17 protein-coding genes are annotated in these 15,292 nt (G+C 51.2%); 15 read left to right on the top strand and 2 right to left on the bottom strand.

All coding sequences use genetic code 11. The features are described 5' to 3' along the window. From HW443_RS05375 to HW443_RS05315, 13 genes are all read left to right on the top strand, one after another. On the top strand, window positions 1-1,178 hold a 1,178-nt coding region (locus HW443_RS05375), incomplete at its 5' end, for a molybdopterin molybdotransferase MoeA (RefSeq protein ID WP_176237964.1). A gap of 188 nt (window positions 1,179-1,366) precedes the next feature. Continuing rightward, on the top strand, window positions 1,367-2,338 hold the full coding sequence (gene moaA / locus HW443_RS05370) for a GTP 3',8-cyclase MoaA (RefSeq protein WP_176230994.1): 972 nt from the start codon (window positions 1,367-1,369) through the stop codon (window positions 2,336-2,338). Between the two features lie 111 nt (window positions 2,339-2,449). After that, window positions 2,450-2,935 carry a cyclic pyranopterin monophosphate synthase MoaC gene (gene moaC / locus HW443_RS05365; protein WP_308751063.1) on the top strand — a complete coding sequence of 162 codons (486 nt, stop codon included), beginning with the start codon at window positions 2,450-2,452 and terminating at the stop codon, window positions 2,933-2,935. A 25-nt stretch (window positions 2,936-2,960) separates the two neighbouring features. Then, window positions 2,961-3,443 carry an MOSC domain-containing protein gene (locus HW443_RS05360; protein ID WP_176231006.1) on the top strand — a complete coding sequence of 161 codons (483 nt, stop codon included), beginning with the start codon at window positions 2,961-2,963 and terminating at the stop codon, window positions 3,441-3,443. Continuing rightward, complete coding sequence (gene mog / locus HW443_RS05355) at window positions 3,406-3,891, top strand: molybdopterin adenylyltransferase (protein WP_176230995.1); 486 nt, start codon at window positions 3,406-3,408, stop codon at window positions 3,889-3,891. Before HW443_RS05360 ends, mog begins: the two co-directional genes overlap by 38 nt. Before the next feature lie 83 nt (window positions 3,892-3,974). Then, window positions 3,975-4,652: a molybdopterin-guanine dinucleotide biosynthesis protein B gene (mobB, locus tag HW443_RS05350; protein ID WP_176226921.1), complete on the top strand. Its 678-nt coding sequence runs from the start codon at window positions 3,975-3,977 to the stop codon at window positions 4,650-4,652. A gap of 108 nt (window positions 4,653-4,760) precedes the next feature. Further along, window positions 4,761-5,969 (top strand): glycosyltransferase, encoded by a 1,209-nt coding sequence (locus tag HW443_RS05345; RefSeq protein WP_176230996.1) that lies wholly within the window; start codon window positions 4,761-4,763, stop codon window positions 5,967-5,969. An 11-nt stretch (window positions 5,970-5,980) separates the two neighbouring features. Next, window positions 5,981-6,646 carry a redox-sensing transcriptional repressor Rex gene (locus HW443_RS05340; protein WP_176230997.1) on the top strand — a complete coding sequence of 222 codons (666 nt, stop codon included), beginning with the start codon at window positions 5,981-5,983 and terminating at the stop codon, window positions 6,644-6,646. Continuing rightward, window positions 6,627-7,394 (top strand): hypothetical protein, encoded by a 768-nt coding sequence (locus tag HW443_RS05335; RefSeq protein WP_176230998.1) that lies wholly within the window; start codon window positions 6,627-6,629, stop codon window positions 7,392-7,394. Before HW443_RS05340 ends, HW443_RS05335 begins: the two co-directional genes overlap by 20 nt. Beyond that, the gene (ubiE, locus tag HW443_RS05330) at window positions 7,391-8,122 is read left to right on the top strand and encodes a bifunctional demethylmenaquinone methyltransferase/2-methoxy-6-polyprenyl-1,4-benzoquinol methylase UbiE (protein ID WP_176230999.1); all 732 of its coding nucleotides are present in this window, start codon (window positions 7,391-7,393) and stop codon (window positions 8,120-8,122) included. Before HW443_RS05335 ends, ubiE begins: the two co-directional genes overlap by 4 nt. Next, complete coding sequence (locus HW443_RS05325) at window positions 8,122-9,108, top strand: polyprenyl synthetase family protein (protein WP_176231000.1); 987 nt, start codon at window positions 8,122-8,124, stop codon at window positions 9,106-9,108. Before ubiE ends, HW443_RS05325 begins: the two co-directional genes overlap by 1 nt. 70 nt (window positions 9,109-9,178) lie before the next feature. Next, window positions 9,179-10,537: an amidohydrolase family protein gene (locus tag HW443_RS05320; RefSeq protein WP_176237963.1), complete on the top strand. Its 1,359-nt coding sequence runs from the start codon at window positions 9,179-9,181 to the stop codon at window positions 10,535-10,537. After that, window positions 10,530-11,225, top strand: a complete 696-nt coding sequence (locus HW443_RS05315; protein WP_176231002.1) for a tetratricopeptide repeat protein — start codon at window positions 10,530-10,532, stop codon at window positions 11,223-11,225. The genes HW443_RS05320 and HW443_RS05315 overlap by 8 nt, the downstream gene beginning before the upstream one ends. Window positions 11,226-11,430: 205 nt before the next feature. On the opposite strand, the gene HW443_RS05310 is transcribed toward HW443_RS05315, so the two are convergent. Together HW443_RS05310 and tatC are read right to left on the bottom strand one after the other, a co-directional pair. Further along, entirely contained in the window at window positions 11,431-12,948 is a 1,518-nt protein-coding gene (locus HW443_RS05310) for a PD40 domain-containing protein (RefSeq protein WP_176237962.1), read from the bottom strand. 11 nt (window positions 12,949-12,959) lie between these two features. Further along, on the bottom strand, window positions 12,960-13,763 hold the full coding sequence (tatC, locus tag HW443_RS05305; protein ID WP_176237961.1) for a twin-arginine translocase subunit TatC: 804 nt from the start codon (window positions 13,761-13,763) through the stop codon (window positions 12,960-12,962). Between the two features lie 296 nt (window positions 13,764-14,059). On the opposite strand from tatC, the gene HW443_RS05300 reads away from it, so the two are divergent. Together HW443_RS05300 and HW443_RS05295 are read left to right on the top strand one after the other, a co-directional pair. Then, window positions 14,060-14,632 (top strand): RNA polymerase sigma factor, encoded by a 573-nt coding sequence (locus HW443_RS05300; protein WP_176227159.1) that lies wholly within the window; start codon window positions 14,060-14,062, stop codon window positions 14,630-14,632. A 49-nt stretch (window positions 14,633-14,681) separates the two neighbouring features. After that, a partial coding sequence (locus HW443_RS05295; protein WP_176237960.1) for an anti-sigma-I factor RsgI family protein occupies window positions 14,682-15,292 on the top strand: 611 nt, incomplete at its 3' end.

The raw sequence follows: 15,292 nt of genomic DNA, 5'->3' as shown, positions 1-15,292 counted from the left end.
GATTACTGGACTCTCGGGGCATGACTTTGGCCGAGGAGATCGTCTCCGACATGGATATTCCTCCTTTTGATAACTCAGCCATGGACGGATTTGCGATTCGATCCCTGGATACCCTGGGGGCCAGCCTCCACAATCCGGTGCGACTGAAAGTGTTGGAGGAGGACCTGCCGGCCGGGCATACGACCCAAAAATCTTTGATGCCGGGATATGCCTTTCAGATCATGACTGGAGCCCCTATCCCCGCTGGTGCAGATGCCGTCATTCCGGTAGAAGACGTGGAGATGAGGAATGAAGAAATATGGATCTCCCGGCCCTATAAAACTCACACCAACATCCGGGACAGGGGAGAGGAGGTATGGGCTGGGGAGGTGGTCCTGACTCAAGGAAAGACCATTTATCCTGCCGATATCGGTCTGCTGGCCTCCTTAGGCAGAAGTAAGGTGGCAGTGATAAGAAAAGCCAAAGTAGCGGTCATTGCCACCGGGGATGAACTGATAGACATAGAGGAAAATCTTCAGCCCGGTCTAATTCGGGATTCTAACAGTTATTCTTTGACCGCCCAAATTGCCGAGGCGGGAGCCATTCCACAGCGAGTGGGCATTGTAGCAGACCAAAGAGAGCTGGTGCGACAGGCCCTGGAGCGCTCTCTGATGGAATGCGATATCGTCCTCACTTCGGGAGGAGTATCGGTGGGGAAGTATGATTTGGTCAAGGAGGTGGTGGAGGAACTGGGTGCGGAGCTCAAGTTCTGGAAGGTCTCTCAGAAGCCGGGCAAGCCTCTGGCCTTCTGGACCTACGGGCAGAAGTTGGTCTTCGGTCTTCCTGGCAATCCGGTGGCCGTGATGTTCTGCTTTGAGAGATATGTTCGGCCTCTGATATTGAAGATGATGGGCCGAGGTGAGATATTCCGGCCCACGGTGAAGGCGGCTCTGGCCCATGATGTAAAGATCAAGACTGAGCGGACCCAGTTTATGAGAGTTATGGTGGGAAGGAAGGGAGAAGTGCTTTGGGCCTCCTCCACGGGAGCTCAGGGTTCGGGTATCCTGCGCTCCATGTCCCTGGCCAATGGAATCGCTACCATCCCTCCCCAAAAAGAGATATGGAAACAGGGAGAGCTGGTAGAGGTGATGTTGATCAGAGAGATTGAGGAAAGGCCAGAGCGTCTCCCTTCTGCTTGAGGGGGCCCTTGAGAGAGGGAGACTCTTCTTTAGAAAAGTTCCAACTCTCCAGGAAAACTTCTGGTCCACTTCTGATGGTGAAGATAGGCAGATGAGGCACCTATGAAAAAAGCTGTCAAGTACTTCCAAAAATTCCTTCATCCGACAAAGGGTCTCGCTATAGCGGACCAATTCTTTCCCACAAGACCATGGAGCTATGGGATAATTATTCTCGAAAAATAGACTATCTGCGCCTCTCCATTACTGACCGCTGTAATTTGCGGTGTATCTATTGTCGTCCGGGCCTGATCAAAGCCCAGCAGGAAAGAAAAGACCTCCTTACCTACGAGGAGATCCTGCGGCTGGTCCGCTGTGCGGTGGAAGTGGGTATATCCAAGATTAGACTTACCGGTGGGGAGCCCTTGATCAGAAGGGACATTGTCGATCTGATAAGGGCAATCATCTGTATTCCGGGCGTCAGAGATCTTTCTCTGACCACTAACGGCATTCTTCTTCCTTATTATATCGACGGGCTGGTTGCCGCGGGTCTGAAGAGGATCAATATCAGTCTGGACACCCTGGATCCCCAGCTCTTTCGGACCATGACCGGGGGCAGACTGGAAGATGCCCTCAAGGGATTACGCTGGGCTCAGGAAAGAGGCCTTAATCCCATTAAGATCAATGTGGTGGTCCTGGCCGGAATCAATGACGACCTGGAACCTTTTGCCAGGCTGAGCATGGAGGAGGAGGTTTATATAAGATTCATCGGATACATGCCTCTTGAGAGCACCAATTTGGCCACGGGAGATTCCATGCGCGGCCTTTCCTATCAGGAGATGTTAGAAAAGTTATCCAGTTGTGGTTCTCTGAGGCCCACGGCTAATCCGGAGGGAGCTGGCCCGGCCACCTATTTCCGCTACCAGGGAGCCCGGGGGATCATAGGTCTCATCTGTTCTGAATCCAATTGCTTTTGCCAGAGCTGCAATCGGCTGCGGGTTACCTCCGATGGGAAACTGAAGACCTGCCTCTTTGGTTCCGAAGAGCTGGATCTAAAGAATTACTTGCGGGATGGCTCCACAGATGAGCAGCTTAAGGGTTTTCTGATCAGCTCTTTGGCTCGTAAGCCGCAAAAAAGATCCCAGAAATTCCTGAGCCGAGACATGTCTGAGGTAGGTGGATAGTCCTCTGGAGGCTGGTGTTGAAAATGATCAATATTTTCTGGTTCGGGAGCCCTGGCTGCAGCATGGCCATTAGGGGGAAAATGGCATTCTTGAGAATCCCTTTGCAGGCAGGTGACTAGCCTGGAAGGCCTTACTCATTTGAATCAGCAGGGCCAGGTGAAGATGGTGGATGTCTCTGGCAAAGAGGAGAGCAGGAGAATCGCCGTGGCCAGCGGTGAGATCTTGATGCATGAAAAGACCCTGGAGCTCATTAAGAAGAATCAGATCGCTAAAGGAGATGTTCTGGCTGTGGCCAGGCTGGCTGGTATTCAGGGAGCCAAGAGAACTTTTGAGCTGATCCCCCTCTGCCACCAGATCAGGTTGGATGTGGTGAATGTGGATCTGGAGATGGATGAGCAGAATCACAAAGTTCTGGCCCGATCCCAGGTGATCTGCACTGACCGAACCGGGGCCGAAATGGAGGCCCTGGTGGCCGTCTCCCTGGCCCTGCTCACTGTCTATGATATGTGCAAGGCTGTGGATAAAGATATGGTTATGGGAGAGGTAAAGCTTCTCCAAAAATCTGGGGGGAGGAGCGGAGAATATGGGCGAGAATAGCTCTGGGTCCCCAGGACGTCCCCTGGTGGGCACAGTGGTCTCGGTAAACATAAGTCGCCATAAAGGGGAGCGCAAGAAGAATGTGGGCACCTGCCGGGTGACCAGGCTGGGATTGGAAGGGGATGGGCACTCTGGAGAGTGGCACAGACAGATAAGCCTCCTGGCCCAGGAAAGCATCCGCAAGATGGTAGATCTGGGGCTGGATGTAGGTCCAGGTGACTTTGCGGAGAATATTACTACTCAGGGATTGGATCTGATATCTTTGCCTGTCGGGACCAAATTACAGTTAGGGGAAGAAGTGCTGTTGGAGGTCACCCAACGGGGCAAGGTCTGTCACGACCGATGTGCCATTTTCTATCAGGCGGGAGACTGTGTCATGCCCCGGGAGGGAATATTTGCCAGGGTGTTGGCCGAGGGAGAAGTGAAGGTAGGAGACAAAATAGTTGTGGATAGAGAAAGAACCCTTAAGCATGGGAAGGAAATTCGCTATTCTCACCATCAGCGATAGAAGCTCTCGGGGTGAGAGGGAAGACCTGAGCGGAAAAGTTATTGAGGAGACCATGAGTAGCCTCGGTTTTTCTCTCCACTCTTACCTCATTGTTCCGGATGAAAAAGATCAGATCGTGGAGAGTCTGATCAGGCTTTGTGATAGTGGAGAGGTAGACCTTATTCTTACCACCGGGGGGACGGGACTGTCTCCCCGGGATATAACTCCGGAGGCCACTCTGGCGGTTATTGAAAGGCAGGCACCGGGCTTTGCTGAAATAATGAGACACCAGAGTTTTAAGATAACCCCTCACGCTATGCTTTCCCGAGCTGTGAGCGGGCTAAGGGGCAAGACTTTGATCATAAATCTTCCCGGAAGCCCCCGGGCAGTAAAGGAATGTCTTGAGGTTATCCTTCCGGCTCTGCCTCACGGCCTGGACCTGTTACAGGGGACTGTGGTAGATGGCTAGGCCCGACCAGGCCTTTTGATTGCAGCCTGGAATCTCTGTATTACTTGAGTGCTTCCAATTCTCGAAGATGTGGAGCAAAAGGAATGATTCCTGTTTTTGCCATAGTGGGAAAAACTGATTCCGGCAAAACAACCCTCCTGGAAAAGCTGGTCGCCGAACTTAAGAAGCGGGGCTACCGGGTAGGCACAGTAAAGCATGATATTCACGGCTTTGAGGTGGATCATCCCGGTAAGGATAGCTGGAGACATGCTCAGGCCGGGGCCGATACAGTGGCTATATCCTCTCCCCAAAAGCTGGCCCTGATTAAAAAAGTGGATCATGATCTCAAGCCGGATGAGCTGGTAGGGGAATATTTTCAAGATGTGGATATAGTCCTCATGGAGGGCTACAAGCGGCAGGACAAGCCCAAGATCGAAGTTTTCCGCCGTGAGTTATCCCCACATCCTCTCTGTCAGCCTCAGGAACTCCTCTTTCTGGCCAGCAACGATGAGCTGGAATATGGGGTGCCCCGTTTTGCGCTGGAGGACATAAAATCTATGGTTGATTTTCTGGAAGAGAGGTTCTTAACTGCCCGACCCACCTCAGAGACCACTCTTTTTGTTAATGGTAGAAGCATCTCCCTTAGTTCTTTCGCTCAGAGGGTCATTGCCGGAGCTCTTCTGGGGATAATTTCCGCTTTAAAAGGGGTGGGAAAACCCCAAAGGGTGCATCTGTGGCTCAGGGCTGAAGATAGACAGGAGGATGATACCTCTGACAGGTAGGACAGGAAGCCCCCGACTTTTAAGCCTGGCAAGGCTTAGAGAGATATGTTACCATGAAAGCTCTTACATCCATAGTCGTCGGTATTTGGAGTTCTGGGAAGGTTTTTTATGAAGGTTGTTATGGTCTGCCGAGGTTATCACCCTGCCAGGGGTGGGATAGAGAGGCATGTCCAGGATCTCAGTGGGTTTCTGAGCCGTTACATGGATGTTCGGGTTCTCACCGTCAGTACCAGGGGAAAGACCGAGGTCAGACCGGTGGACGGGATAGAAGTCACCCGGGCCGGACGCCTCTTCGGAATGGGGTCGGTTTCCATCGCTCCCTCTGTGGGCAGGTACTTGAAGGAGTTTGATGCCGACATCTATCATTTTCATTTCCCTTTTCCCTGGGCTGAACTGTCGTGGCTATTAACTTCACTCCCCAAAAGGTTGATAGTCACCTACCACCATGATGTGGACCTGCCCTCCTTCCGCGCTGCTGTCTACAGATATCAGACCATGAAGTTTCTGAGCCGAGCCGACCGTATCCTGGTCTCCTCTCCCCACCTGATGAGGAGCTCTCCTATTCTGGAGAGCTTACAGGATCTCTGTTCTGTAGTGCCCTTTGGGGTAGATGTTAAGAAGTATGAGCTGACTGAGGAGGTGGCCCGACAGGCCAGGGATTTCAGGCTAAGAATGAACAGTAGCCGAATCGTTCTCTTTGTAGGTTCTCTTCTTGCTTACAAGGGCCTGAAAAATCTCATCAGAGCCATGATCGATGTCCAGGCTGCTCTGGTAATTGTAGGAAAGGGTAAGATGGAGGAAGAGCTGAAGGAGCTGGCCCGTGATATAGGACTGGCTTCCAGAACTCACTTTATGGGCGAAGTCTCGGAAGAGGAGAAAATAGTGCTTCTTTATGCCTCTGATGTGGTCGTTCTTCCCTCCACAGAGAGCCAGGAGAGCTTTGGCCTGATTCAGTTGGAGGCCATGGCCTGCTCCAGGCCTGTCATCAGCACCAGGCTTCCTACCGGAGTACCCTTTGTCAATCTGGATGGAGTGACTGGCCTGGTGGTGGAACCAGGCTCTTCCTATCCCATTGCCGGTGCTCTCAACCGACTTTTCAGAGACCGATCTCTGGCCAGAAGGATGGGAGAGGCGGGCCAAAAAAGAGTTATCGAGCACTTTAACCTGCAGCAGATGGGGCAAAAGGTTTTTCGCATCTACCAGGAAGTACTGGCCCGGTCCGAAAGTGCAATTATTGAAGATGGCGAGGAATTTGCTAAGATTGGTGTCAGCAAAGGCCAGAATTCGGAGATCGAAAGCGTAGGCAAAAAGAAGTAAGAAGGGGAGAGATGGAAAGGACTAATGTGCCCAATGCCACCATAAACCGAATTCCTCTCTATTTAAGGAGTCTTCAAGAAATTAAAGATAGGAACCGGCAGATCATTTCCTCTCATGAGCTGGCCGAACTTGTGGGAGTCCAGCCGGCCCAACTGAGAAAAGATCTTTCCTACCTGGGCGAGTTTGGCACCAGGGGGGTCGGCTATGAGGTGGAGCATCTGGAGTTTCAACTGGCCAGGCGGCTGGGTCTGACTCGAGAATGGTCCATAGCTGTAATTGGAGCCGGCCGTATCGGAAGTGCTCTCCTTTATTACAAAGGTTTCAAAGAGAGAAATCTGGCTATCCGGGCTATCCTGGATATTGATGAAAAAAAGATTGGTAAAAAAGTGGGAAGCCTTATCATCCAGGATATGCGAGATCTCGAGCGAGTGGTTCGAGAAGAGAACATCGATGTGGGTATAATTACTACTCCTGCTGCTTCCGCTCAAGGGGTGGCTGATCAACTGCTCAAAGCTGGAGTCAAAGCTATCTTAAACTTTGCTCCCGTCTTTATCAATGTCCCCGAAGGAGTGGTTCTACGGCACGTGGATCTTGCTGTGGAATTGCAGATTCTCACCTTCTTTCTGAGAAGACATAGTCTGATGGAAGAGAAAATGGATGAAGAAGAAGTTTATTGAGAAAGACGATCCCCTGAAGAGGATTGATGCTGTCCTGAGCGATCAGATCAAAGAAGCCTCCTCTCACATCTCTCCCCAGATAGAGCAAAGTTTTTGGAATGACCGCATATCGGTAGACAAAGTATATTCTCGGGCCATCCTCTTCTCCTCGGCCATGAATGATATTGAACTGGAGACGGTCCTGGTCCCTCTCTGTGTAGGTGCAGAACTTTCGGCCCTGGGACTTAACTTGCATCTCATGGATCACAGCAGTCTGGAAAATCAGGAGCGTTCCCTCTTCCTGCTTTTAGGTGATTTCTTCTACTCTAAAGCCATGAATTTCTTCTTTCAGATCGGCCTTCCCCGGGTGGTGGATGTGGTGGCCCGATCTATTCTGGAGATGGTAGAAGAAGAGGGGAGGATCATGAATATATCAGATACATCTGCTGATGTTATGGACAAGAACTCGCTTCTCCAGAGAAACTACCTTCTCAAAGAAAGTTTCCTGCTTCCTTTTCTTTTTAGCCCAGAGAGTCCTCTCCGGGCCAGTTTGACCAAGCTCCTATCCGGCAATGCCTCCATTATCAGGTCCTGCTCCCAACTCCTCAGTTTTCGTGATCAGTCTTCCGCAGGGGTATTTCGTTCTCTTGGCCCTGTTCTGACCGGGTTGAGGCTGGATATACTGGCCCAATCCAGGAGAGCTCTTGTCCAGAGCGATATGGATAAGAAACTGGCCCAGGAGGTAACTCTTTTCCTGGAAGGTCTGTGATCTCGAAAAGCGTGATAGATAACCCCATGTCTGAGGCCCAAATTGAGGAGATGTTCTCCTCCATTGCTACCAAATACGATCTTCTCAATGATATCCTTAGCCTGGGGTTACACCGGAGATGGAAAAACCTGGCGGCCCAGGAAGCTGGGTTGTCCAGAGGAGACCGGGCTCTGGATCTTTGCACCGGAACGGGAGATGTGGCTCTGGCTCTTGCTTCCAGGGTCGGACCAGAAGGCCAGGTGGTGGCGGTAGACCTCAGTTCCCCAATGATAGAATATGCCCGAAAGAAGAGCTCAGATCAGGAGTTTAAAAGCATCATCAATTTTCGGATCGGTAATGCCTGTGACCTGGAGTTCTGCGATGACTTCTTTGATGCGGTCACCATCGCTTTCGGAGCCAGAAACGTGAGGAATTTGGAGAGACTCTTTGGGGAGGCTTTCCGAGTCCTCAAGCCACGAGGGAGGATGGTCTGTCTGGAGTTTTCTCCTCCCCGTCTAACTTTCCTGGGCCATCTCTATGGGATTTATCTTCGCCACCTGGTTCCTTTCCTGGGAGTTCTTTTGGCCCGGCACAGAGAAGCCTATAGCTATCTGGCCACAAGTATTTGTTCCTTTCCTGAGCCGGGGGCTCTGGTTGAGATAATGAATAAAGCCGGCTTTGGCAGAGTCACCTATCGCCGTCTTAACTTAGGGGTAGTGACTCTTCATGTGGGAATCAAGGAGACCTGATGAGAGAAGATATTCCGAGGTTGACCCCTCTCGTGGTCCGAGCCATGGCCATAGTGGAAGGTTTCATCCAGGAGCAGATAGACGGTTTTGATCGGGAACTGGGTAAAGTGGCCCGGGAGGTTCTTTCTTCGGGAGGAAAGCGCATCCGTCCTATGTTGGTGCTGGTATCTGGTCTGGCCGGTGATTTTGAGCCGCATCGTTTGAAAAAAGCGGCTGCCGCTCTGGAGTTCTTCCATAATGCTACTCTGGTTCATGACGACGTCATCGACGAGGCTAAATTCAGAAGGGGCAGAAGTACAGTCTTCAGCCAATTCGGGGAGAAGCTTGCTGCTCTGGTGGGGGACTTTCTCTTTTCCCAGACTTTTATCCTTCTTTCCAGTTACCAGGATGTGGAGGTTCTCCATATAATGAGCGAGACCGGAGTCTCCCTGGCTGTCGGCGAGCTGGCCCAGTTGAGGAACCTCTATCAGCCTAACCTGGATGAGCAATTCTATCTCAAGAGAGCCAGGGATAAGACCGCCTCCCTTTTCTCTTCGGCATGCAAAATAGGGGCTACTATCTGTGGAGCCTCCTCCCCGGCCATCCAGCTTCTGGGCCGCTGCGGTGAAAGCCTGGGAATAGCCTTTCAAATCTTTGATGATATTCTGGACATAGAAGGCAAGACCGAGATTACAGGCAAGCCGGTGGGAAGCGACATCAGGGATGGGATTGTGACCTTGCCTCTGATCTACGCCTTTAAGGAGCTGGAAGGCAAATTGGAGGCTCGGGATAGAATTATGGAAATCTTTGGCCAGAGGGATTCTTCTGAATCCGAGGTAAGGGAAGTCATTGGGATTATCAGGCAGACCAGAGCTTTGTCCAGAGCGAAAGAGAAAGCTTTGGGATTGGTTCAGGCATCTAGCGAAATCGTCCGCAATTTTCAGAACCAGGAGCTAAGATCGAATTTAGAGTCAATTGGGAAGTTTGTGGTCAACAGGTATAATTGAGAAGAGAAAGTTGAGGGTGTGCTGAAAGGAAACAGATCTTTTGCTATAGGAGATGGAGGTTGTTCTCTTTATGCTTATTTCGGCCAGGTATGTCGTTCCTATAACCTCTCCTCCCCTTAAGAATGCCTCCGTTGCGGTAGAGGGCAGGGACATAGTTGCTTTTGGGCCGACGGTGAAACTCAAGAGATCCTTCCCTCATCATGAGGTACTGGATTTAGGCGATCTTATTCTTATGCCCGGCCTGCTAAACCTTCATACCCATCTGGACTATACTGTTTTTAAAGATCTGATAGAGGGACTTGCCTTTACTCCCTGGATCATGAAGCTGGTTCGGTTGGGCCTCAGGCTCAAGCGGGAGGACTGGGAAGCCTCCGCTCTTTTGGGAGCTCTTAGAGCCATCCAATCGGGTACAACCACGGTAGTGGACTCTTCGCGGAGCGATTCGTCCCTGAAGGCTATCTCCCACTGTGGGCTAAGGGGAATCGTGTGTGGGGAGGTCTTCGGTCTGAATGGAAGAAGGTCGTCTCAGACTGTCCAGGAGGCCCTGGCCCGGCTTCTGGGGTGGCGATCCAGAGCTAATCCGGATTTAATTCAGGTAGGGATATCTCCCCATGCTCCCTATACTGTTTCGGGCCAGCTTTATCAAGAAGTATCCCGGAGAGCTGACGAGTACGATTTTCCCGTGGCTCTCCATCTGACTGAGTCCGCCGATGAATACCAGCTTATCCGCCATGGTGGTGGCAGGCTGGCCCGCGGCCTTATGGCTCTGGCGGGCTGGTCTTGTCTTTCCTGGCAACCTTCTGGGGTCAGTCCGGTCAAATATCTGGAACAGTGGGGTATTCTGGGAAAGCGGGTCCTGGCTGCTCATTGTATCTATGTGGACGACTCCGATCTGGAGATACTGCATAAATACGATGTGGCCATAGCTCACTGCCCCCGCAGCAATGCCCAGTTGGGCAACGGAATTGCTCCCCTGACCGAGTTTCACCAAAGAGGTCTCAGGGTGGGGTTGGGTACGGACAGTCTGGCCAGCAACTATTCTCTGGATATGTTCGATGAGATGAGAGCCGGTCTTTTGTTGCAAAGAGGTATGACCCGCCAGGTGGAGGGGCTTTCTGCCGAAACTTTTCTGAGAATGGCTACCATAGAAGGTGCCAGAGCCATAAGCATGGAGGATAAGATCGGATCCATAGCTAGAGGCAAAAGGGCTGATCTGATCGGGGTAGATCTCTCTCACATTCCCTCTTTCAGCAACCTGTATGCAGCCCTAATCTTCAACACTAATCCAGGTAACGTGGTCTTCTCTATGATAAATGGCCAGATTGTGATGGAAAAAGGGCAGTTGAAAGGGATTGACGGGGATGAAATTGTAAAAAGAGCAGACCGGGCTCGGCGGAAGTTGACCAAAGTTCGACAGGATAATGAATAGAAAGAAATTTCTGGAGATTGGGGATAAAAGGAGTCGAAGGATAGTGGCCAAAACGAAAGCCAAGAAATCTACTACGCTCAGAAAAAAGAAAGGGAAATCCATTGTGGTTAAGATTGTTGTTCTCATCATAGCGGCGCTCTTTATACTTTCCATGGTCCTGGGGTTGGTCATTCCCTATCTGGGGCCGAGAGTTCCTTCTGCACCAGCCGCATCTGAGGCGACTGCTGCTTCGGAGACCACCGAAGAAGTTAATCCCGTCGAAGTCCTGGAGACCATGATAAAGGATCTAGAGGAGAAGGTGAAAGGAGATCCGGATAACCTGGAGCTCCTGGGACGGCTGGGTAATCTGTACAGCCTGGCCGGGAAATGGGATGAAGCCATCCGGACCTACCTGCATATCCTGGAGATGGATCCCAACAATAATGCTGTCCAAACCAACCTGGGAACAGCTTACTTTTCTAAAGGGGACCTGCAGAAAGCCATAGAGACTTATCTGGAGGTCCTGAAAAGAGATCCTGATTTCGAAAGAGCGGTCTTCAATCTGGCCTTTGCGTATGAGGCGACCGAGGATTATGATAAAGCTATTGAATACTACCAGAAATTTCTGGCTATGACCCAGGACGAGAAAGCCAAAGAATTTGTCGAAGAGAGGGTTGAGGAGATAAAGCAAAAGAAAGAGAGCCAATAAAATCAGTGAGCATTAGATAAGGTCTCTGAGTGAAAAGCTTTTGGTGAAAAACTATGTAATGAACGTTATTATTGGTGTTTATCCAGGAAAATAGACAAGTCTTTGGTCCATCTTTCGCCCGCTCAAGTCGCTGTACTCACCGGGCCTGCGGCTCCGTGGGTAGCCGCTCGCTGCCAGACCACCACGAGGCTTTGGGCCTCTTATCCTATTCTTTGACTATGGAGAACTCCTGAGAGATGTTCTTTACCACTTTGCCCTGGGTATCCAGGATAAGCAGGTCATCGTTACCTCCCTGGTTGGCCCCGGAGGCCAGAAGTTGAGAATCGGGGGACCAGGAGGGAGGACACCAGAAGAAGTTGGGGAACTCTTCCTGGGAAAGAAGCCTGGTCTGCTCCGTCCCATCGGCATTCATTACCCACAGTTCTTTACCCTGTTCGGCCAGCACCTGAAAAGCTATCCTTTTCCCATCTGGAGAAAAGGAGGGTCTTATCTCACCTGTTCCTTTGCTGTTGGTGAGATTGGTCCTGGTTACTTTGGCTACGTCGGATAAGTCTATCAGGAAAAGGTCTATGCCCCTCCTGTTCTCCCCGGGGGCTGCCCCCTGGGGATACTCAGCCTGGATCAGCAGTTTCCCGTCCTGAGAGAGGGAGTGTCCTTCCACGATGCCCGGAGAGAGTTGGGTGATCTCTGTCTTTCTGGGATCCAGGAGTGCGGTGATTTGATCCCCTCTTCCTCTGTCGACAATTACATAAAAGAGCCGGTCTATCTCCTTAAGATAGGTGAGACTCTGGATATGCAACTGGTAGCTGGCCAGTTTCTTAACCTCCTGACTCTCCAGGTCCATTATTAACAGATCTTCTCCCTCCCCTTCAAAATCTGTACCATTAGCTTGAGTGAAGAAAATTTCCTTTTCCTCCTTTCCCCAGACCATATCATGGATCCCTTTTCCTTCGATCTTTCTCTGTTCTTCTCCAGTTTCAAGATCTAACAGGTACACTCCATCACTTTTGGCGATGAGCAAAGAACTATTGTCGGAAGAAAGGGAAGGGGAGGAGAGGAGGTCGGTCTGAGTGGCCAGCTCTGTCCTGGTCAGTTTCTCCATTTCTATCCGGTAGATAGCGTTGCCCTTGGGCCCCCCTTCGTCCTGATAGACTAGAAATTTTCCATCTGAGGACCAGATCAAATCGCTGGAGCGGTAAAGGTACTTGGGCTCTGAATTAAGGCTGGCCAGTCGGCGCTGTTTTTCTGTTTTGAGGTCGGCAATCCAAATTTCCTTTTTTCTTTCCCCCTGGGTGGAGCCAACTGGACCGCTGCTTCTGATAAAGATGATGCGTGAGCCGTCTGGAGACCACGAGGGACACCATTCATCCATGGCTTTAAGATCTTCTTCTGTCTCGGCCTGGCCAGGCTCTTGTCCCGGTACTTCGGCTGTTTCCTCTCCCCTTCCTGGCGCCAGTTGTTCTTCGGAGGGAGGGTCTTCCTGAGTACTGGTCTCCTGGGGGCCCGGAGCTTCCTCCTGAGTGGGAATACCAGTGCAGGAGACCAGGAGGAAAAGTAAGACAAAGAACGCTCCCCGGATAGTCCACAGGAAATTTTTTTTCTGCTGAAAATGCATCCTAATTTTCCTCTGAAAATGCATCTTAATTTTCATGTTTCTTTGTGCCCCATGGGGCATGAAAGTTTCATAGTCCTTTGTGCCGCCCGGTTGGTATGATCGTTTCATAGCATCTTTCTCTACCTGCTATGGTCGTTCTTAAGCTTCACATCCCCAGGGGATCTAAAAAATCTGGCCAGGAGCAGGGCCAGTTCGTAGAGGACAATCATGGGGAGGGCCAGGACCATCATGGTGATGGGACTCCAGTCAGGGGTCAGAATGGCTGCCAGGAGCAGGATGACCATGTAAGCCACTTGCCATTGTTTACGGAGCGCCCGCCGATCTACCAGCCCCACTTTGATCAGGGCCAGAAGAACCAGAGGCAACTCGAAAGCCACACCAGAGGCCAGAAGAAACCATCCCACAAAAGAAACATATCGGCTGACGGACAGAGTTAGTTCCAGGCCCTGCCCTTGATTCAGAAGCCACCCTATGGCCACCGGCAAAAGATTGAAATAGCTAAAAACCACTCCTCCCAGGAAAAGGACGAAAAAGAGAATAACCAGGGGAACAAGCAGTCTCCTCTCTCTTCTCTTCAAAGCGGGCAACACGAACTTCAGGATCTGGTAGGCCAGGACGGGAAACGAGATTACCACACCGGTAAAAAGGGAGAGGAGGATGCTCACTTTGAAAGCTTCGGTGACTTCCAGGACATTCAGGTTTATTTTCCCGGCTGGCACCATCAGCAGTCGGAGAATATATCCATGTAAGGGATAGGCTACCATTGCGCTGACTGCCAGAACCACTATGCAAATTATAAGACGGCGGCGCAGTTCCTCCAGATGCTCGATAATAGTCATAGGTCGATCCAGAGTTGCCTCATCGCTATCATCGTTGTTGTCTTCCTGGTCCTCTGCTTCCTGGGGTATTTTCTCCTCATTCATGGCTATAATCTAGCCTCCGTATTGAACAAGCTAAGATGATACTGTATCATAAACAGGCATTTTTGGGAACTATTGCTGGGGCTGTTTCTGTGATTCAGACAGTGAAGAACGCTGCGGGCATACGGGGTGCCTGAAGCCATAGTTTGATTTCGTAAGGCTTCTGTCGGGTTGGCACTTAGGGCTAAGGCCCGGGAGCGGAAATTTTGCCCTGACCTACAGCGTCAAGCCTATTTTTCACTGTGAACTAATTAAGAAAGAATCTCCAAACCGAAAAGCGGCATAGGGGCAGCAAACTTATGGACGGTGAGGAAAAAGAACTGGTTGCCAGGGCACGGCATAATCCGGAGGCTTTCGGTCGGCTTTACGATCAAAATTATAGAGCTATATTAAACTACATCTTGCGTCGGACGGGTGATGTTGAACTTGCTCAAGACATAACCGCCGAAACCTTTGTTAAAGCCCTCAGCAATATGGGGCGGTTTCAATGGCAAGGCATTTCTTTTTCCGCCTGGCTCTACCGGATCGCCACCAATGAAATTGCCAGGTATTTCCGCAAGGGCGCCTACCAGACGGTTTCCATGGAATATTTGCGGGAGGAGCAGGGCTTTGAGCCGGTATCGCCCCACGAACTGGAGGAGGAATTGATTGCCGCAGAGGAAGAGTTGGCGCGGCATCAGGAATTCCTGGCCTGTCAGAAAAAAATTAGTCAGCTCCCGCTTAAATATCAGGAGGTAATCACCCTGCGATTTTTTGCTGGAAAGCAGCTAAAGGAGATCGGTGAAATCCTGGGCAAGCCGGAAGGCACTGTCAAGTCGCTGCTTCACCGGGGCCTGAGAAAACTAAAGGATGAAATGAGCAAAAAGAGCTAAAAACTGCAACCTTTTTCCCGGGGCAGCATTATAAATACGAGAGGGTTGAGTGACATTGAGAAAAAATGCCGAAAACGAAAAGTTGGTAGCTCTGCTGGAGAATCTTGAGCTTCCCGATATGCGGATGCCGGCCCGCCAGCGGCGCTTGAGGGAAAGCCTGCTTGCTTCCAGTTGTTTCGCGAAGCCTGATCTCTCAACCCGCAAAAAAACTAGCGGAGGGATTAACAAGATGAAGCCTCAAGTATGGAAATTTAGTGCTGTTGCCGCGGTTGTCATGGTGTTTCTGGCTCTGGGTGTCTACCTGGCCTTCTTTGCCGCTCCCCGGGCCGTAGCGGGCCTGGCCCTGCAAGTCAATCCGGCGGTAAACCTGACCCTTGACGAAAGAAATAATGTCATCGACGCCGAGGGCCTGGACGAGCAAGGAGAATTGTTATTGGCAGAGCTGGATGTAACAGGCAAAGAGGTGCAAGAGGCGCTGCGCGCAATTGCGGGCGCCCTGCGCGAGGCCGGCTTGCTGAGTGCCGAACGGAAGCTGGTGGTGGCACTGTACCCGGTCGGAGACAGGCTGGGGGAGGCAGAGCTGGCTACCCTGGTGGGTACCGCGGACCAGGCGCTTCGCGATTACCTGGCGGAGCACGGTTTGCCGGTTGAAGTAGTAAG

The organism is Candidatus Hakubella thermalkaliphila (assembly GCF_013281975.1).
Classification (GTDB): Bacteria; Actinomycetota; Humimicrobiia; order Hakubellales; family Hakubellaceae; genus Hakubella; species Hakubella thermalkaliphila.
This window is presented reverse-complemented; position numbering and strand designations above follow the sequence as displayed.

What these genes read in the sequence shown, in the direction of transcription:
- HW443_RS05300 (WP_176227159.1), top strand. Translation starts at nt 14,060, where the DNA reads ATGGACGGTGAGGAAAAAGAACTGGTTGCCAGGGCACGGCATAATCCG.
- HW443_RS05315 (WP_176231002.1), top strand. Translation starts at nt 10,530, where the DNA reads ATGAATAGAAAGAAATTTCTGGAGATTGGGGATAAAAGGAGTCGAAGG.
- HW443_RS05310 (WP_176237962.1), bottom strand. Translation starts at nt 12,948, where the DNA reads ATGAAACGATCATACCAACCGGGCGGCACAAAGGACTATGAAACTTTC.
- tatC (WP_176237961.1), bottom strand. Translation starts at nt 13,763, where the DNA reads ATGAATGAGGAGAAAATACCCCAGGAAGCAGAGGACCAGGAAGACAAC.
- HW443_RS05340 (WP_176230997.1), top strand. Translation starts at nt 5,981, where the DNA reads ATGGAAAGGACTAATGTGCCCAATGCCACCATAAACCGAATTCCTCTC.
- mog (WP_176230995.1), top strand. Translation starts at nt 3,406, where the DNA reads ATGGGAAGGAAATTCGCTATTCTCACCATCAGCGATAGAAGCTCTCGG.
- HW443_RS05325 (WP_176231000.1), top strand. Translation starts at nt 8,122, where the DNA reads ATGAGAGAAGATATTCCGAGGTTGACCCCTCTCGTGGTCCGAGCCATG.
- HW443_RS05345 (WP_176230996.1), top strand. Translation starts at nt 4,761, where the DNA reads ATGAAGGTTGTTATGGTCTGCCGAGGTTATCACCCTGCCAGGGGTGGG.
- moaA (WP_176230994.1), top strand. Translation starts at nt 1,367, where the DNA reads ATGGAGCTATGGGATAATTATTCTCGAAAAATAGACTATCTGCGCCTC.
- HW443_RS05320 (WP_176237963.1), top strand. Translation starts at nt 9,179, where the DNA reads ATGCTTATTTCGGCCAGGTATGTCGTTCCTATAACCTCTCCTCCCCTT.
- HW443_RS05335 (WP_176230998.1), top strand. Translation starts at nt 6,627, where the DNA reads ATGAAGAAGAAGTTTATTGAGAAAGACGATCCCCTGAAGAGGATTGAT.
- mobB (WP_176226921.1), top strand. Translation starts at nt 3,975, where the DNA reads ATGATTCCTGTTTTTGCCATAGTGGGAAAAACTGATTCCGGCAAAACA.